The 17,211-nt window shown below is 59.4% G+C and carries 16 protein-coding genes; 3 read left to right on the top strand and 13 right to left on the bottom strand.

Annotation, left to right across the window (positions count from 1 at the left end):
• Positions 1-5: 5 nt before the first annotated feature.
• The 8 genes from ABTV87_RS03945 to grpE form a co-directional block, all read right to left on the bottom strand.
• Complete coding sequence (locus ABTV87_RS03945) at positions 6-410, bottom strand: MFS transporter (protein WP_127796890.1); 405 nt, start codon at positions 408-410, stop codon at positions 6-8.
• 28 nt (positions 411-438) lie between these two features.
• Entirely contained in the window at positions 439-915 is a 477-nt protein-coding gene (gene greA, locus ABTV87_RS03940) for a transcription elongation factor GreA (RefSeq protein WP_007953757.1), read from the bottom strand.
• Complete coding sequence (gene carB, locus ABTV87_RS03935; RefSeq protein WP_007953758.1) at positions 912-4,133, bottom strand: carbamoyl-phosphate synthase large subunit; 3,222 nt, start codon at positions 4,131-4,133, stop codon at positions 912-914. The genes greA and carB overlap by 4 nt, the downstream gene beginning before the upstream one ends.
• 126 nt (positions 4,134-4,259) lie before the next feature.
• Positions 4,260-5,396 carry a glutamine-hydrolyzing carbamoyl-phosphate synthase small subunit gene (carA, locus tag ABTV87_RS03930; RefSeq protein WP_007953761.1) on the bottom strand — a complete coding sequence of 379 codons (1,137 nt, stop codon included), beginning with the start codon at positions 5,394-5,396 and terminating at the stop codon, positions 4,260-4,262.
• 256 nt (positions 5,397-5,652) lie between these two features.
• Positions 5,653-6,459, bottom strand: coding sequence for a 4-hydroxy-tetrahydrodipicolinate reductase (dapB, locus tag ABTV87_RS03925; protein WP_007953764.1), 807 nt, complete (start codon positions 6,457-6,459; stop codon positions 5,653-5,655).
• Positions 6,460-6,468: 9 nt separating this feature from the next.
• Entirely contained in the window at positions 6,469-7,593 is a 1,125-nt protein-coding gene (dnaJ, locus tag ABTV87_RS03920) for a molecular chaperone DnaJ (protein ID WP_007953765.1), read from the bottom strand.
• 297 nt (positions 7,594-7,890) lie between these two features.
• Positions 7,891-9,807 carry a molecular chaperone DnaK gene (gene dnaK / locus ABTV87_RS03915; RefSeq protein WP_433899030.1) on the bottom strand — a complete coding sequence of 639 codons (1,917 nt, stop codon included), beginning with the start codon at positions 9,805-9,807 and terminating at the stop codon, positions 7,891-7,893.
• A gap of 102 nt (positions 9,808-9,909) precedes the next feature.
• Positions 9,910-10,479 (bottom strand): nucleotide exchange factor GrpE, encoded by a 570-nt coding sequence (gene grpE / locus ABTV87_RS03910; protein ID WP_127796888.1) that lies wholly within the window; start codon positions 10,477-10,479, stop codon positions 9,910-9,912.
• A 240-nt stretch (positions 10,480-10,719) separates the two neighbouring features.
• On the opposite strand from grpE, the gene recN reads away from it, so the two are divergent.
• Complete coding sequence (recN, locus tag ABTV87_RS03905; protein WP_085608031.1) at positions 10,720-12,393, top strand: DNA repair protein RecN; 1,674 nt, start codon at positions 10,720-10,722, stop codon at positions 12,391-12,393.
• 75 nt (positions 12,394-12,468) lie between these two features.
• Here the strand turns inward: recN and fur are convergent, their stop codons facing one another.
• Positions 12,469-12,873, bottom strand: a complete 405-nt coding sequence (gene fur / locus ABTV87_RS03900) for a ferric iron uptake transcriptional regulator (RefSeq protein ID WP_007953774.1) — start codon at positions 12,871-12,873, stop codon at positions 12,469-12,471.
• A 97-nt stretch (positions 12,874-12,970) separates the two neighbouring features.
• Here fur and ABTV87_RS03895 point away from each other — a divergent pair, with 97 nt between their 5' ends.
• Positions 12,971-13,498: an outer membrane protein assembly factor BamE gene (locus tag ABTV87_RS03895; protein ID WP_074691914.1), complete on the top strand. Its 528-nt coding sequence runs from the start codon at positions 12,971-12,973 to the stop codon at positions 13,496-13,498.
• A 61-nt stretch (positions 13,499-13,559) separates the two neighbouring features.
• Here ABTV87_RS03895 and ABTV87_RS03890 read toward each other — a convergent pair whose 3' ends face one another.
• Genes ABTV87_RS03890 through ABTV87_RS03880 form a run of 3 tightly spaced genes read right to left on the bottom strand, consistent with a single transcriptional unit; the run spans position 13,560 to position 15,712 of the window.
• Positions 13,560-13,874: an RnfH family protein gene (locus ABTV87_RS03890; protein WP_433899029.1), complete on the bottom strand. Its 315-nt coding sequence runs from the start codon at positions 13,872-13,874 to the stop codon at positions 13,560-13,562.
• The gene (locus ABTV87_RS03885; RefSeq protein WP_003221509.1) at positions 13,867-14,301 is read right to left on the bottom strand and encodes a type II toxin-antitoxin system RatA family toxin; all 435 of its coding nucleotides are present in this window, start codon (positions 14,299-14,301) and stop codon (positions 13,867-13,869) included. The genes ABTV87_RS03890 and ABTV87_RS03885 overlap by 8 nt, the downstream gene beginning before the upstream one ends.
• Positions 14,302-14,308: 7 nt before the next feature.
• Entirely contained in the window at positions 14,309-15,712 is a 1,404-nt protein-coding gene (locus ABTV87_RS03880) for a sodium-dependent transporter (protein WP_007953780.1), read from the bottom strand.
• 119 nt (positions 15,713-15,831) lie between these two features.
• Between ABTV87_RS03880 and smpB the strand changes: the two genes are divergently transcribed.
• Positions 15,832-16,314, top strand: coding sequence for an SsrA-binding protein SmpB (gene smpB / locus ABTV87_RS03875; RefSeq protein WP_007953781.1), 483 nt, complete (start codon positions 15,832-15,834; stop codon positions 16,312-16,314).
• A gap of 50 nt (positions 16,315-16,364) precedes the next feature.
• Here the strand turns inward: smpB and ABTV87_RS03870 are convergent, their stop codons facing one another.
• Positions 16,365-17,132, bottom strand: coding sequence for an FCD domain-containing protein (locus tag ABTV87_RS03870; protein WP_007953782.1), 768 nt, complete (start codon positions 17,130-17,132; stop codon positions 16,365-16,367).
• Positions 17,133-17,211: the final 79 nt, after the last annotated feature.

The raw sequence follows: 17,211 nt of genomic DNA, 5'->3' as shown, positions 1-17,211 counted from the left end.
AAGGGTCAAGGGTGTGCTTCGCGCACCCTGCCACTCCATCCCGGCACCGGCTGCAATACCAGCACCAACCCGGAAAAACCCAACACAAGAAAGCTGAACACCTGCCAGCGCTGCGCATCCGGCCAGCCGACACGCACTGCGACAAACATCGCACACGCATACAACGCCATCAGCAACACCTGCCCGCGAAAATCTCGCCATAGACTGGCAAGGCCCTCGGCCTGTAACAGCACCAAAGCCTGAAATATCACGCACGCGACGGCAAAACCCACCACCGCCACTTCAAACGTACTTGCAACCTCATCGATCAGCAGCGGCGCCAGGCCAATTTGACCCAGCACCGGGCGCAGACCGAGATGTACCAGCCACAGGCCACCGACCCACAACATCTGGGCCAGTTGCCAGAGCATCGCGCCCGCATGCAGCGGGCGCCCACCCTCAGATGTGACGGACTTCGACAATCTCGTACTCGATATCGCCACCTGGCGTTTTCACGACGACCGTATCGCCCTCTTCCTTGGCAATCAAGGCGCGAGCGATCGGCGAGCCAACCGAAATCTTGCCGAGTTTGATGTCCGCCTCGTCCTCACCCACGATCTGGTAAGTCACGCTTTCATCGGTCTCGACGTTGGCGATTTCGACGGTGGTGCCGAAAATCACTTTGCCGGTGTGCGGAATGGTCGTCACATCGATGATCACCGCGTTCTGCAGGCGACCTTCGATATCACGGATCCGCGCCTCGACCATGCCTTGCTGTTCGCGCGCGGCATGGTATTCAGCGTTTTCTTTCAAGTCACCCAACTCGCGGGCCGTACCGATGTCCTGGCTGAGCTTCGGACGAACGACCTTGGTCAGGTGAGCATGCTCTTCTTCCAGGGCTTTGGAGCCCTGGACGGTCATTGGGTATTTATTCATGCCTTCAATCCTGCGTGTAGATCCTGCAAGCGGCGCACGGTCTTCTCGGGACCGAACTTCAGCGCTTCACAGATAGCTTCGCCAGCAGCAATGGTGGTGGTGCAGTAAATCTTGTGCTGCAAGGCGTTACGGCGAATGGAATAGGAATCGGCGATCGACTGGCGACCTTCGGTGGTGTTGATGATCAGGGTGACTTCGTCATTCTTGATCATGTCGACCACGTGCGGACGACCCTCGGTCACCTTGTTCACGCGACGCACTTTCAGACCTGCGGCTTCGATCAGCTTGGCAGTGCCGGCAGTGGCGACGACTTCGAAGCCCAAGTTGATCAGATCACGAGCCACGCCTGCAACCAGCGGCTTGTCATCGTCGCGTACGCTGATGAATGCGGTACCGCCGGTCGGCAGCACTTCGCTGGCACCCATCTGGGCTTTGGCAAAGGCTTCGCCGAAGGTGTCGCCGACGCCCATCACTTCACCGGTGGACTTCATCTCTGGGCCGAGGATCGGGTCAACGCCAGGGAATTTGGCGAATGGGAACACCGCCTCTTTCACGCTGTAGAAGTTCGGAATGATTTCCTTGGTGAAGCCGATTTCCTTCAGGGTTTTACCGGCCATGACGCGGGCCGCGATCATCGCCAGGGAAACACCGATGCACTTCGACACGAACGGTACGGTACGGGAAGCACGCGGGTTGACTTCGATAACGTAGATGTCTTCGCCTTGCAGCGCCAACTGAACGTTCATCAGGCCGACCACGCCCAGCTCCAGGGCCATTTTCTTGACCTGTTCGCGCATCTCGTCCTGGATGTGCGCCGGCAGCGAGTACGGCGGCAGCGAGCACGCGGAGTCACCGGAGTGAACGCCCGCCTGTTCGATGTGCTGCATGATCGCGCCGATCACTACGTCCTTGCCGTCGCAGACCGCATCCACGTCCATCTCGATGGCGCAGTTGAGGAAGTGGTCGAGCAGCACCGGGCTGTCGTTCGACACTTGCACCGCGTCACGCAGGTAACGCTTGAGTTCTTCTTCCTTGTAGACGATTTCCATCGCCCGGCCGCCCAGTACGTAGGACGGACGCACCACCAGCGGGTAACCGATTTTCGCAGCAGCGCGAACGGCTTCGTCTTCGCTGCGCACGGTGGCGTTTGGCGGCTGACGCAGGTTCAGGCGCTCAACCATTTGCTGGAAGCGCTCACGGTCTTCGGCACGGTCGATGGCGTCAGGGCTGGTGCCGATGATCGGCACGCCGGCCGCTTCCAGGGCGCGAGCCAGTTTCAGAGGCGTCTGGCCACCGTACTGCACGATCACGCCTTTCGGCTTCTCGACGCGGCAGATTTCCAGCACGTCTTCCAGGGTCACTGGTTCGAAATACAGACGGTCGGAAGTGTCGTAGTCAGTGGAAACGGTTTCCGGGTTGCAGTTGACCATGATGGTCTCGTAACCGTCATCGCGCAGCGCCAGTGCCGCGTGCACGCAGCAGTAGTCGAACTCGATGCCCTGACCGATACGGTTCGGGCCACCGCCGAGGATGATGATCTTGTCGCGACCGGACGGCGCGGCTTCGCACTCTTCCTCGTAGGTCGAGTACAGGTAGGCGGTGTCGGTGGCGAACTCGGCCGCGCAGGTGTCAACGCGCTTGTAGACCGGGAACACTTCCAGCTTGTGGCGGTGAGTGCGCAGGTTTTTCTCGGTGACGCCCAGCAGCTTGGCCAGACGCTGGTCGGAGAAACCCTTGCGCTTGAGCTTGTACATCAGATCGCGGTCGATAGCGGACAGACCGAGGGTCTTGACCTTCTCTTCGTCCTTGATCAGATCTTCGATCTGCACCAGGAACCACGGATCGATCATGTTCATGCCGAAGATTTCTTCGACGGTCATGCCGGCGCGGAAAGCGTCCGCCACGTACCAGATACGCTCGGCGCCCGGCACGGTCAGTTCGCGCTTGAGCACGCTCATGCTTTCCGGGTTGCTCAGGTCGACTTTCTCGTCCAGACCGCAAACACCCACTTCCAGACCGCGCAGGGCTTTCTGCAGGGATTCCTGGAAGGTACGGCCGATGGCCATGACTTCACCGACCGACTTCATCTGAGTGGTCAGGCGCGCGTCAGCGTTGGCGAACTTCTCGAAAGCGAAGCGCGGCAGCTTGGTCACGACGTAGTCGATGGACGGCTCGAAGGACGCCGGGGTACGGCCGCCGGTGATGTCGTTCTGCAGTTCGTCGAGGGTGTAACCGACGGCCAGCTTGGCCGCGATCTTGGCGATCGGGAAACCGGTGGCTTTCGAGGCCAGAGCCGACGAGCGGGATACACGCGGGTTCATTTCGATCACGACCATGCGGCCGGTGTCCGGGCAGATACCGAACTGAACGTTGGAACCGCCGGTCTCGACGCCGATCTCGCGCAGTACCGCCAGCGAGGCGTTGCGCAGGATCTGGTATTCCTTGTCGGTCAGGGTTTGAGCCGGGGCAACTGTGATCGAGTCACCGGTGTGCACGCCCATCGGGTCGAAGTTTTCGATCGAGCAGACGATGATGCAGTTGTCCTTTTTGTCGCGGACAACTTCCATTTCATATTCTTTCCAGCCGATCAGCGATTCGTCGATCAGCAGTTCCTTGGTTGGCGACAGGTCCAGACCACGGGCGCAGATTTCTTCGAACTCTTCACGGTTGTAAGCGATACCGCCACCGGTGCCGCCCATGGTGAAGGACGGACGGATGATGCACGGGAAGCCCAGGCGCTCGAGCACCGCGTTGGCTTCTTCCATGCTGTGGGCGATACCGGAACGCGGGCATTCCAGGCCGATGGCTTTCATCGCCTTGTCGAAACGCGAACGGTCTTCAGCCTTGTCGATGGTGTCGGCGTTGGCACCGATCATCTCTACGCCGAACTTCTCCAAAACGCCTTCCCGCTCCAGGTCCAGGGCGCAGTTCAGAGCAGTCTGGCCGCCCATGGTTGGCAGCACGGCATCCGGACGCTCTTTTTCGATGATCTTGGCAACGGTCTGCCACTTGATCGGCTCGATGTAGGTGGCGTCGGCCATGTCCGGGTCGGTCATGATGGTGGCCGGGTTGGAGTTCACCAGGATGACGCGGTAACCCTCTTCGCGCAGGGCTTTGCAAGCCTGGGCGCCGGAGTAGTCGAATTCGCAGGCCTGGCCGATAACGATCGGGCCAGCGCCGAGAATCAGGATGCTTTTAATGTCTGTACGTTTTGGCATGGGTTTGTCACTCAAATCCGCAGGTCAGTCGGCAAGCCGTCTTGATCGATTTCTGAAGTCCCGAGGGGGCCGCCGGTTCCGGGGCCGCCCTCGTGGGGCTTCTCGCTACAGTCTCAAGGCGAGCGCTTAGCGTCGCTTGGCCATCTCGTTGATGAAGCGGTCAAACAGAGGGGCCACATCGTTCGGGCCCGGGCTCGCTTCAGGGTGACCCTGGAAGCTGAACGCGCTCTTGTCGGTGCGTTCGATACCTTGCAGGGTGCCGTCGAACAGCGATTTGTGGATCGCGCGGACGTTGGCTGGCAGGGTTTCTTCGTCTACCGCAAAACCGTGGTTCTGGCTGGTGATCATCACGACGCCAGTGTCCAGATCCTGAACCGGGTGGTTGGCACCGTGGTGACCGTGGCCCATTTTCAGGGTCTTGGCGCCGGAGGCCAGAGCCAGCAGCTGGTGACCGAGGCAGATGCCGAAGACCGGAATTTCGGTTTCCAGCACTTCCTTGATTGCCTTGATCGCGTAGTCACATGGCTCCGGATCACCAGGGCCGTTGGACAGGAACACGCCGTCCGGTTTCAGAGCCAGTACGTCGGCAGCCGGGGTTTGCGCCGGCACCACGGTCACGCGGCAGCCGCGCTCGACCAGCATGCGCAGGATGTTGACCTTGACGCCGTAGTCGTAGGCAACCACGTGGTATGGCAGCTCGGACGCTTCGATGGTCGCGTGGCTGTCGGTTTTCAGATCCCAGACAGTGGAGCGCCATTCGTATTGGGTCTTGGTGCTGACGACTTTCGCCAGATCCATGCCCTTCAGGCCCGGGAAGCCTTGCGCCGCGGCGATGGCCGCTTCTTCGGAGATGTTGTCGCCGGCCATGATGCAGCCGTTCTGTGCGCCTTTTTCACGCAGGATGCGGGTCAGGCGGCGGGTGTCGATACCGGCGATCGCCACAACATTGTTGGCTTTCAGGTAATCGGACAGGGACATCGTGTTACGCCAGTTGCTCGCTACCAGCGGCAGGTCACGGATGACCAGGCCAGCGGACCAGACGCGGTCGGACTCGGCGTCTTCCGGCGTGGTGCCAGTGTTGCCGATGTGCGGGTAAGTCAGGGTAACGATCTGTTGGGCGTAGGAAGGATCGGTAAGGATTTCCTGATAGCCGGTCATTGCGGTGTTGAACACCACCTCACCAACGGTCTGACCGTCGGCTCCAATGGCTTCGCCGCGAAAAATGCTGCCATCAGCAAGGGCGAGTATGGCTGGCTTAGTCAAGAAGACCTCCCGTAAATAACGCATGAAAGGGCAATCGCAGGTTGTAAAAAAGCGGAGTGACGTATGGACACGTCACCCCGCTTCTTCACTGAATTATTCTGCGCGCTTTTAGTGGACACACTAAAGCTGTAGCTTACAGAAAAAGGGATTTTTGGTCTACCGCCAATGAGGCCGAAAGGCCGGAGAATGCGACAGGGCGTCGCTCGGCGGAGCAAAACCGGCACAAACAGGGCGTTTGCGCCGGCTTCAGAACATCTCAATGCAGGTCGAGCACGTCCTGCATGTCGTACAAACCAGGCTCGCGAGCATCCAGCCACAACGCCGCACGCACCGCGCCCTTGGCGAACGTCATGCGGCTCGAAGCCTTGTGCGTGATCTCCAGACGCTCACCTTCACAGGCGAACAGCACCGTGTGATCGCCCACCACATCACCGCCGCGAACAGTGGCGAAGCCGATGGTTTCACGCTCACGAGCACCGGTGTGGCCTTCACGACCATAGACCGCGACTTTCTGCAGATCACGATCCAGCGCATTGGCGATCACTTCACCCATGCGCAGGGCCGTACCCGACGGCGCATCGATCTTGTGCCGGTGATGAGCTTCGATGATTTCGATGTCCGCATCTTCCGCCAACACCCGCGCCGCCATATCGAGCAGCTTCAGCGACAGGTTGACGCCGACACTGAAGTTGGCCGCGAACACGATCGGAATATCCTTGCCCGCCTCGGCCAGCAGCTGCTTCTGCGCAGCGTCCAGCCCGGTCGTGCCGATCACCATCGCCTTGCCGGCCTTGCGGCAGAAGGCCAGGTTTTTCAGCATGACTTCCGGCAGGGTGAAGTCGATCAACACATCGAACTCTTCCGCCACCGACTCCAAATTCCCGGACAGCGGCACACCGATTCGACCGAGCGAAGCCAGCTCACCGGCATCCACACCGATCAGCGTACTGCCAGGGCGGACAATCGCGGCCGTCAGACCGGTCAACGGCGCGCGTTGCTGCACCGCCTCGACCAGAATCTTGCCCATGCGCCCGGCAGCGCCCATCACAGCTATACGTCGCATGCCGTCTCCTTACAGATCGCCGAAGAAGCGTTTCACACCGTCGAACCAACCGGTGGTTTTCGGGGAATGGCTGTTGTCATCCGCCAGGGAGCTGCGGAACTCTTCCAGCAGTTCACGCTGACGACGGTTCAGATTGACCGGTGTTTCGACGGCCACACGGCACATCAGGTCGCCCGCACCACCGCCTCGCACTGGCGCAACGCCTTTGCCGCGTACGCGGAACTGCTTGCCGGTCTGAGTCCCTTCCGGAATCTTCAGTTTGACGCGACCGTCGAGGGTCGGAATTTCCAGTTCGCCGCCCAGGGCTGCGTCGACGAAGCTGATCGGCACTTCGCAGAACAGGTGCTTGCCGTCACGCTGAAAGATGTCGTGCTCGCGGACGTTGATCACCACGTACAGGTCGCCGGTCGGGCCACCCTGAGTGCCCGCTTCGCCTTCGCCGGACAGACGAATGCGGTCGCCAGTGTCGACACCGGCCGGCACTTTGACGGAGAGGGTTTTGTACTCTTCAACGCGACCGTCACCGTGGCAGGAATCGCACGGATCGGAAATGATCTTGCCCTGGCCATGGCAGCGCGGGCAGGTCTGCTGCACCGAGAAGAAGCCTTGCTGCATGCGCACCTGACCGATGCCGCCGCAAGTCGGGCAAGTCGAAGGCGACGAGCCTTTCTTGGCACCCGAACCATCGCAAGGCTTGCAGTTGACCAGTGTCGGAACGCGGATATTCACGGTGGTGCCGCGCACCGCTTCTTCCAGGTTCAGCTCCAGGGTGTAGCGCAAATCGCTGCCACGCTGGGCGCCGCCACGGGAACCGCCGCGACCGCCACCGAAGAAGTCACTGAAGACATCGCCGAAGATGTCGGAGAAGTTCTGACCGCCGAAGCCTGCACCGCCGCCACCCATGCTCGGGTCGACGCCGGCATGACCGTACTGGTCGTACGCTGCACGCTTGCTGGAGTCGGACAGCACTTCGTAGGCTTCGTTGGCCTCTTTGAACAGCTCTTCCGACGCTTTGTCATCGGGATTACGGTCCGGGTGATGCTTCATCGCCAGACGGCGATAGGCCTTTTTCAGGTCTGCTTCGCTTGAGCCGCGCTCAACACCCAACACTTCGTAATAGTCACGCTTAGCCATAAGTTCTTCATACTCTTGAGGACGTTCGGCAAACCCCTCCTGAGCTTCGCCAAACTCGTTGAGCCCCAATACAGGCCCGGACCCAACTCACGTCAATTCAACGATCCTGGTCTTTGGTTCATGCAGTATTTGCGGCGCGAAAAGCAGGAGCATTCCCGGCCATACCGCCAGCACCCGAACCTTGTCGCATGCTGTAAAAATTCGCGTATTCCAGATACGCCAACGCGGGAGCAAGCTCCCGCGCGGCGACATCCTACCAGTCAGTGCCCAAAGGCAGTCAACCGGCCGACCAACAACTTACTTGTGGTCTTTGACTTCTTCGAACTCGGCATCGACAACATCGTCAGCCTTTTCAGCTTTCTCGTCGTGCGGTGCCGCGCCTTCAGCAGGCTGAGCCTGTTCGGCGTACATCTTCTGGGCAACCGGCGCAGAAACTTTCGACAGCTCTTCAACCTTGGCGTCGATGGCAGCCTTGTCGTCGCCTTTGACGGCAGCTTCCAGGGCAACCACGGCCGCTTCGATTGCAGCCTTCTCTTCTGCAGTCACTTTGTCGCCAGCGTCAGCGATCATCTTGCGAGTCGAGTGAACCAGTGCATCACCCTGGTTACGGGCAGCGGCCAGCTCTTCGAACTTGCGGTCCTCTTCGGCGTTCAGCTCGGCGTCGCGCACCATCTTCTGGATTTCTTCATCCGACAGACCGGAGTTGGCCTTGATGGTGATCTTCTGCTCTTTACCGGTCGCCTTGTCTTTCGCGCCGACATGCAGGATGCCGTTGGCGTCGATGTCGAAGGTCACTTCGATCTGTGGCACACCGCGTGGAGCTGGTGGAATTTCGGCCAGGTCGAACTTGCCCAGGGACTTGTTCTGTGCGGCTTGCTTGCGCTCGCCTTGCAGGACGTGAATGGTCACGGCGCCCTGGTTGTCGTCGGCAGTCGAGAACACTTGCGATTTCTTGGTAGGAATCGTGGTGTTTTTCTCGATCAGCGCGGTCATCACGCCACCCATGGTTTCGATACCCAGGGTCAGAGGGCTGACGTCGAGCAGCAGAACGTCTTTCACGTCACCGGCCAGAACGGCACCCTGGATGGCAGCACCCATGGCAACGGCTTCGTCCGGATTCACGTCTTTACGTGCTTCTTTACCGAAGAAATCGGTAACTGCCTTCTGCACCAGTGGCATACGAGTCTGACCACCGACCAGAATCACGTCGTCAATTTTGCTGGCGTCGATACCGGCGTCCTTCAGAGCAATACGGCATGGCTCGATGGTACGGTTCACCAGATCTTCGACCAGCGACTCGAGCTTGGCACGAGAGATCTTCACGTTCAGGTGCTTAGGACCAGTCGCATCTGCTGTGATGTACGGCAGGTTGACGTCGGTCGACTGCGAAGAAGACAACTCGATCTTGGCTTTCTCAGCGGCTTCTTTCAGACGCTGCAAGGCCAGAGGGTCGTTCTTCAGGTCCATGCCGGACTCTTTTTTGAATTCGTCGACGAGGTAGTCGATCAGACGCATGTCGAAGTCTTCACCACCCAGGAAGGTATCACCGTTGGTGGCCAGTACTTCGAACTGGTGCTCGCCGTCAACTTCAGCGATTTCGATCACGGAAACGTCGAAGGTACCACCACCCAGGTCGTAAACGATCACGGTGTGATCGCCCTTGGCCTTGTCCATGCCGTAAGCCAGAGCAGCTGCGGTTGGTTCGTTGATAATACGTTTTACGTCCAGACCGGCGATGCGACCGGCATCTTTAGTCGCCTGACGCTGGCTGTCGTTGAAGTAGGCCGGAACGGTGATCACCGCTTCGGTCACTGCTTCGCCGAGGTAGTCTTCGGCGGTCTTCTTCATCTTCTTCAGGACTTCGGCGCTGATTTGCGGCGGAGCCATCTTCTTGCCGGAAGCCTCGACCCAGGCGTCACCGTTGTCGGCCTTGACGATTTTGTAAGGCACCAGCTTGATGTCTTTCTGCACGACTTCTTCGTCGAAGCGGCGGCCGATCAGGCGCTTCACCGCGAACAGTGTGTTGTGCGGGTTGGTCACAGCCTGACGCTTGGCGGACTGACCCACCAGGATTTCACCATCGTTGGCGTAAGCGATGATCGACGGCGTGGTACGCGCGCCTTCAGCGTTCTCAATAACTTTGGCTACGCCGTTTTCCAGCACGGAGACGCAGGAGTTGGTAGTCCCCAGGTCGATACCGATAATTTTGCCCATGTTCACTCTCCCGAAACTTTGGATTTTTTTGCCGCAGCAGTGGTGGCTAACTGCGGTAATACTTAAACGCTTGACTTCTAAATGGGGGCCTTACGGCTAATTTCAAGCCTTCTCGTCAATCGAAGGCGAAACTGGCGCCGGCGCCTTGCTGACTACGACCATCGCCGGACGCAACAGGCGACCGTTGAGCTGGTAGCCCTTCTGGAACACTTTCAGAATGCTATTCGGCTCAAGGTCCGCACTTTCCTGCATGGCCATTGCCTGATGCTCCACAGCGTTAAACGGCTCGCCTTCCTGCGGGGTTACAGCGACAAGCTGATAACGCGCGAGGGTGTCGTGAAACATTTTCAGGGTCAGCTCGATGCCTTCGCGCATCGGACGGATGCTTTCGTCATCCGGGCTCGACAGCTCGAGGCCGCGCTCCAGGCTGTCGACGATCGGCAACAGGTCGCCGGCGAATTTTTCCAGCGCAAACTTGTGCGCCTTTTCGACATCCTGCTCGGCACGGCGGCGGACGTTCTGCAGATCGGCAGCTACGCGCAGCGATTGATCCTGCGCGGCGGCCAATTGCTCTTCGAGCACTTGTACACGGGTCGCCAGGTCATCACCCGAAGTCTCGGGCGCCTGATTGGCTTCTGGATTTTGCGTATCTACTGTCTGTTCGTCAGCCATAGAATTCTCCTTTCAATATCGTCCGCGAGTTCGATTCGCGCTTCTGCCCCGGTATATGGGGCCGCAAAATCAGGCTTCAAGGGCTGACAACGATTAACCCTACAAAAAAGTGCTGCATTGTCATTCCCGGGCGCGATAAACATTTGATCGGATCATCCCCATCGAGCTAAGCGAGGGCATTGTCAGCCCGAAACAAAACACTGTATAAATAACCAGACCTGAAGCCTGGGAGCGGCCTTTATGCTGGTGCACCTGTCCGTACACAACTACGCCATCGTTGAACATCTCGATCTTGAACTCGATCGCGGCATGAGCGTGATTACCGGGGAAACCGGCGCCGGCAAATCGATCATGCTCGACGCGCTGGGCCTGACCCTTGGCGATCGCGCCGACAGCGGCGTGGTTCGACCGGGCGCCGACAAGGCCGATATCCTGGCGACCTTCGATCTGGCCGACATCCCCGAGGCCAGTGCCTGGCTGGCGGAACGCGACCTGGAAATCGACGGCCCGTGCATCCTGCGCCGGGTCATCACCTCCGAAGGTCGCTCACGCGGCTATATAAATGGCACGCCCTGCCCGCTTGGCGATCTCAAGGCGCTCGGCGAGCTGCTGATCGACATCCACAGTCAGCACGAACACCAATCCCTGCTCAAGACCGACACCCACCGGCGCCTGCTCGACGAGTACGCCGGGGCTACCGATCTGGCGCGGCAGGTTCACCTGGCCGCCCAGCGCTGGCGCCAGACCCGTCAGGAGCTGGAACGCCTTTCCAATTCCGGCGACGAACAGCGCGCACGCCATCAACTGCTCAGCTACCAGCTCGAAGAACTGGAAAACCTCGGCCTCGGTGAAAACGAGCTGGAGGAACTGGAGCAGGAACACAAGAACCTGACCAACGCCGAAACCCTGCTCGGCATCTGCCGACAAGTGGTCGAGCAATGCAGCGAAAGCGATTCCGGCAACGTGCTGAATGCTCTGACGGCCAGCCTCAATCGCCTGTCGAGCGTGAACAACTCGGTCGGCGCGCTGGGTGAGGCGAGCAGCCTGCTGACCAGCGCGCAGATCCAGGTCGAAGAAGCCGTCGGCGAACTCAATCGCTTTCTCGACAACTTCGATGCCGATCCGGCGCGCCTTCAATATCTGGAAGAACGTCTGGACTCGATCTACACGCTGGCACGCAAACACCGCATTCAGCCGACGGAAGTGGCAGAGATGCAGCAAAAGCTGCTCGACGAAATCGAAGCCCTGGACGCCAACGATGAATCCATCGAACGTCTTGCCGAAGAACTCGCATCCTATGCCCGCCACTATCAGGAAAAGGCCCGGGAGCTGAGCGAGCTGCGTCATCAGGCGGCCGGCAGTCTGGCCAGCGCGGTGGAGCAAGAGATTCAGCGCCTGGGCATGCCCGGCGGTCGTTTCACCATCGAATTGCGCGCCAACAACAGCAGCGAACTGCAACCCAATGGCCTGGAACAGGTCGAGCTGCTGGTCAGCGCCAACCCGGGCCAGCCTTTGAAGGCCCTGGCCAAAGTGGCGTCCGGCGGTGAGCTGTCACGGATCAGCCTGGCCATCCAGGTGATTACCGCCCAGACCTCTCGCGTACCGACGCTGGTGTTCGACGAAGTGGACGTGGGGATTGGCGGTCCGACGGCCGAAATCGTCGGCCAGTTGTTGCGTCGCCTCGGAGATCGCGGACAGGTACTGACGGTCACGCATTTGCCACAAGTCGCGGCGCAGGGGCACCAACATCTGTTCGTGCACAAGGTGCGAGGCGAGCAGGCCACTCACACGGCCGTTTCGAAGCTGAGCAAGAATGACCGTATAGAAGAAGTCGCGCGGATGCTTGGCGGCATCGATCTGACCAAAGAGTCTTTGGCGCACGCGAAAAAGATGGTGGTTACCGCAAAAGTTTAAGCACCGCAGAAAGCACGAAGGCGACCCTTGGGTCGCCTTCGCTCGTTTCGCGAACCTGAAATTCGCGCGACATGCTTACTTTTTCTTGCGTACGTACAGCACCAGGTTGTGATCCACCAACTCGACACCGTGCTCCTCGGCGATTGCCTTCTGGAGTTTTTCGATTTCGGTGCTGACGAATTCGATGACCTCACCGGATTCCACGTTGACCATATGGTCGTGGTGGCCACCGTCGGCCAATTCGAATACCGCGTGGCCGCCGTCGAAGTTGTGACGGACCACGAGGCCAGCCGCTTCGAACTGGGTCAGAACACGGTAAACCGTGGCCAGACCGACGTCCTCGCCAGCTTCCATCAACGCCTTGTAGACGTCCTCGGCACTCATGTGACGCTGCTCTGTAGAGTCGAGCATTTGCAGGATCTTGACCCGTGGCAGGGTCACTTTGAGGCCGGCTTTGCGTAGTTCGCTATTTTCAACCATGGTCAGCTTTCTCGCGATGCTGCTTCGCAGCTTCTCTTAATGCGGGTATGATCGGCGTTTACGTTGTCCCAGCCAAGATAGTGGAAGTCGCCCACCGATGCAAAACACCAAGCTCTTGCTAACCAGTTTCACCTTTGTGGGACTGCTCGCACTCGCCGGTTGTTCATTCCCCGGGGTTTACAAAATCGACATCCAGCAGGGCAATGTCGTCACGCAGGACATGATAGACCAGTTACGCCCGGGAATGACCCGGCCGCAAGTACGGTTTATCATGGGCAACCCTCTGCTTGCCGACACGTTCCATGCCAACCGCTGGGATTATCTGTACAGCCTGCAACCTGGTGGCGGTGAACGCCAGCAGGAACGCATGAGTGTCATTTTCGACTCGAATGACCGCCTTGTCAGCCTGTCCGGTGACTTCATGCCGGGCGTCAGCCGTGACGAAGCCATTCTCGGCAAGGACAGTGGCACCAGCGTGACCGCTCCTGCTGAAAACGCCGAGCAGCCGAAACCGGAAAAACCGGCCAAGCCAGGCTCCTTGCTGGATCAGATCCAGAAGGACGTCGATGGTGTGGAAACCGTTCCGGTTCCAACGCCAGAACCGCTGGACACCTCGCCGCAATAATTTGCGACGCAATAAAAAACCCGGAAATTCCGGGTTTTTTATTGCCTGCCGTTTGGCCAGCCTACTGATTTCGCGCCTTGGCCTCGGCAGCTTTGGCGGCACGCAGACGGCGCACTTCTTTCGGATCAGCCAACAGTGGCCGATAGATCTCGATGCGATCGCCCTCCTGAACCCGTCGAGCATCCGGATCAGCGATCACTTTGCCGAAAATCCCCAAGGGACAACTGCTCAGATCCAGCCCCGGAAATTCACCATCAATCCCGGACGCCATCAGCGCCGCACGCACTGTTGTACCCTCAGCGACACTGATTACACGCAAAATCTGACGATCAACGGCGGCATACACCACTTCGATTTCGATCACCGGCTCAACCATGCATCTGCTTGGCACGCTGGCAGAACGCATCCACCAGCGTATTGGCCGCCTGATTGAACAAAGGCCCAAGCGTCGCGCGGACGAGCGGCCCGGCATAGTCGAAGGACAGATCCAGACTGATCTTGCAGGCTTTCTCGTTCAGCGCCTTGAATACCCAGACGCCGTGCAGCTGATTGAACGGCCCCTCCTCCAGGTTCATTTCAATCGACTGCCCCGGCACCAGCGTGTTGCGCGTCACGAAGTGCTGACTGAGGCCACCCTTGGCCACGCCGACACTGGCGCGCATATGCTCAGGCGAGCTTTCCAGGACTTCAGCAGACGAACACCACGGCAAAAACTCGGGGTAGCGCGCCACGTCATTGACCAGGTCGTAGAGAAATTGCGCCGGGTAAGGCAGCAGCGCCGATCGTTGAATATGTGTCGTCATGTAAGCGTCACTTCCAGAGCTGGGCGGCAAACACTACAAGAATGCCGATGGGCGCCACATAGCGCATCAAGAATAGAGACAGGGCGAACAGCGCCGGACTGCGAATCGACAATTCGTCACGCACCGCTTCACGCCCCATCACCCAACCGGCAAACAGCACGAAGCACAGTCCGCCGAGTGGCAACATGATCCGCGAGGTGAAGAAGTCGATCACGCCAAAGAAGTCCAGGCCACCGGCCGCACCCCATTGGTAGAGATGGAACACCCCGCCATCGTTCACGAAAAATTTGGCTTCCTTCCAGATATTGAAGGAAAACACCGTGCCCAGGCCGACGAACCAGCAGGTGAACGCCAACCAGAATGTCACCCAGGCACGACTGATTTTAGTCCGCTCGACCAGATAGGCGACCATCGGCTCCAGCAGGGAAATCGCCGAGCTCCAGGCGGCAATGGCCACCAGAACGAAGAACACCACGCCCATCAACTGGCCGAAAAGCACGTTACCGAAAGCAAATGGCAGGCTGACGAACATCAGCCCCGGGCCTTCACTCGGGTTCAAACCACCGGCGAACACAATCGGAAACAACGCCAGACCGGCCACCAGCGAAACGAAGGTATCGAGCAGCGCCACACCCACGACCGTGCCGGACAGCGAAGCTTCCTTGGTCATGTAGGCGCCGTAGATCATGATCGAGCCCACGCCCACGCTCAGCGAGAAGAACGCGTGGCCCATGGCCGGCAGCAAGCCGTCGAGGACTTTTTCCGGGTGGAAGTCGAACATGAAGTGCACGCCTTCCATGAAATGCCCGGTGGTCATGCTGTAACCCAGCAACACCAGCACCATCACGAACAGCAGCGGCATCATGATCCGCAGGCTGCGCTCGAGCCCGGCAACCACGCCTTTGGCGATCACTACGGCCGACAACAGCATGAAAACCGTGTGCCACAGCGTGATGCGCCACGGGTCGGCGATGACATTACCGAAGTACGCCCCGACCTGATCGGCCGTCGCGCCCTGGAAATCCCCGCGTCCCATATCAATGATGTAATCCAGCGACCAGCCGCCGACCACACTATAGAAAGACAGGATCAGCAGCGCCGTGATCATCCCGGCGAACGCGCCCCACGACCATTTGCCCGAATGCCCGGCTTCCAGCGCCAGCACCTTCAGGGCATTCGCCGGACTCTGACGGGCACGCCGGCCGATCAGGGTTTCGGCGAGCATCACCGGGATGCCGATCAGCGCGATACACGCCAGAAACATCAGCACGAAGGCGCCGCCACCGTAGACCCCGACCATGTAGGGGAATTTCCAGATGCTGCCCAATCCCACGGCCGAACCGGTCGCGGCGAATATGAAAACCCAGCGGCTAGCCCAACTGCCGTGGACAGAAACCTTGTCTGTCGACATCGTTTATCACGCCCAAGCGTTAGAAAAAGAGGCCGCATTGTCCGGGATTCACTCAACCTGCTCAAGCACGCAGCATCACCGTAGCCGACAGCCGTTTATCTCCATATAATGCCGCCCCTATGGCTAAACAGAAGAAACACCCAACAGGGACCATCGCGCAAAACAAAAAGGCGCGACACGATTACTTCATCGAGCACAAGTTCGAGGCTGGTCTGGTCCTGGCCGGCTGGGAAGTAAAAAGTCTGCGGGCAAGCAAACTGCAACTGGTCGACAGTTACGTGTTGCTCAAGGATGGCGAAGCCTGGTTGCTCGGCAGCCACATCACGCCTCTGATGACCGCCAGCACCCACGTCATTGCCGACCCGGTGCGTACCCGCAAGTTGCTGCTCAACCGCCGCGAGCTGGACAAGCTCGCCGCCGCCGTGCAGCAAAAGGGTTACGCCTGCGTGTGCCTGTCCTGGTACTGGAGCAAGCACATGGTCAAGTGCGAGATCGCACTGGGCAAGGGCAAGAAGGAATACGACAAGCGTGATACCGAACGCGAACGCGACGCCGGTCGCGAGTTGCAGCGTGCGGTGCGCAACAAGGGCAAGGAAGACTGATTCTTCTGCTTGAATGACCGTTCCCGCGCCCGGCACGGGAACGGTCATGCCTACATCCCTTTGCGTCGCTCGGCGCGAGCCATGCGCTGCACTTCCTGACGCACCTCTTCCAGCACTTCCTGCACATACAGAATGTGTCGACTGGACACTTCACGCGCCTGTTCCGCGCGCCCCTCGATAATCGCCAGATACAACTCCCGATGCTGCGTGATCAGCATGTCGCGGGTTTCCGTGCGCTGCTTGTACATGCCACCGATGTTGGTCACCACGTTGCGCTTGAGCAGATCGAACAGGCCGCGAATGGTGTGCAGCAACACCGCGTTATGACTGGCTTCGGCAATCGCCAGGTGGAATTTCGCATCCGCCGCGCCCTCTTCCGCCCGGCTCACTTCGTCGTGACGCGAATAGCAGTCCTGTAACTCTTCAAACGCAGCCGTCAGTCGTTCGCGATCCACATCCGTGGCGCGCAATGCTGCGTAATAGGCACACGATGCCTCCAGCGTGTGGCGAAATTCCAGCAGATCGCGCTGCGCCTCGGGATTGCTTTCCAGCAATTGCAGCAGCGGATCACTGAACGTCGAGCCGAGGCTTTCCACGACATAGTTGCCGCCGCCCTGCTTGCTGACCAGCAAGCCCTTGGCCGCAAGCTTCTGAATCGCCTCACGCAACGAGGGCCGGGAAACGCCGAACTGCTCCGCCAGTGCCCGCTCGGCCGGCAGACGTTCGCCGGACTTCAGCGTGCCTTCGAGAATCATCCCCTCCAGTCGCTCGACAATGTCGTCAGACAAACGGCGCTGACGTATCTGATCAAACCCCATCACTCAACTCTCCACCATCCCGACCGCTCGCCGGGCTCTCTATTCTGGCCTATCGACGCTGCGCCGACACCTGCCAGAT

Origin of the sequence: Pseudomonas sp. PSE1(2024) (assembly GCF_050990555.1) — a bacterium.
Taxonomy (GTDB): domain Bacteria; phylum Pseudomonadota; class Gammaproteobacteria; order Pseudomonadales; family Pseudomonadaceae; genus Aquipseudomonas; species Aquipseudomonas aphyarum.
The sequence above is the reverse complement of the archived record's forward strand: the minus strand, read 5'-3'. Positions and strand labels throughout refer to the sequence as shown.

Coding starts and splice junctions, on each gene's coding strand:
- ABTV87_RS03880 (WP_007953780.1), bottom strand. CDS start 15,712: ATGTCGACAGACAAGGTTTCTGTCCACGGCAGTTGGGCTAGCCGCTGG.
- ABTV87_RS03945 (WP_127796890.1), bottom strand. CDS start 410: ATGCTCTGGCAACTGGCCCAGATGTTGTGGGTCGGTGGCCTGTGGCTG.
- dnaK (WP_433899030.1), bottom strand. CDS start 9,807: ATGGGCAAAATTATCGGTATCGACCTGGGGACTACCAACTCCTGCGTC.
- ABTV87_RS03895 (WP_074691914.1), top strand. CDS start 12,971: ATGCAAAACACCAAGCTCTTGCTAACCAGTTTCACCTTTGTGGGACTG.
- grpE (WP_127796888.1), bottom strand. CDS start 10,479: ATGGCTGACGAACAGACAGTAGATACGCAAAATCCAGAAGCCAATCAG.
- dapB (WP_007953764.1), bottom strand. CDS start 6,459: ATGCGACGTATAGCTGTGATGGGCGCTGCCGGGCGCATGGGCAAGATT.
- ABTV87_RS03870 (WP_007953782.1), bottom strand. CDS start 17,132: ATGGGGTTTGATCAGATACGTCAGCGCCGTTTGTCTGACGACATTGTC.
- dnaJ (WP_007953765.1), bottom strand. CDS start 7,593: ATGGCTAAGCGTGACTATTACGAAGTGTTGGGTGTTGAGCGCGGCTCA.
- ABTV87_RS03890 (WP_433899029.1), bottom strand. CDS start 13,874: ATGGTTGAGCCGGTGATCGAAATCGAAGTGGTGTATGCCGCCGTTGAT.
- fur (WP_007953774.1), bottom strand. CDS start 12,873: ATGGTTGAAAATAGCGAACTACGCAAAGCCGGCCTCAAAGTGACCCTG.
- carB (WP_007953758.1), bottom strand. CDS start 4,133: ATGCCAAAACGTACAGACATTAAAAGCATCCTGATTCTCGGCGCTGGC.
- ABTV87_RS03885 (WP_003221509.1), bottom strand. CDS start 14,301: ATGACGACACATATTCAACGATCGGCGCTGCTGCCTTACCCGGCGCAA.
- recN (WP_085608031.1), top strand. CDS start 10,720: ATGCTGGTGCACCTGTCCGTACACAACTACGCCATCGTTGAACATCTC.
- smpB (WP_007953781.1), top strand. CDS start 15,832: ATGGCTAAACAGAAGAAACACCCAACAGGGACCATCGCGCAAAACAAA.
- greA (WP_007953757.1), bottom strand. CDS start 915: ATGAATAAATACCCAATGACCGTCCAGGGCTCCAAAGCCCTGGAAGAA.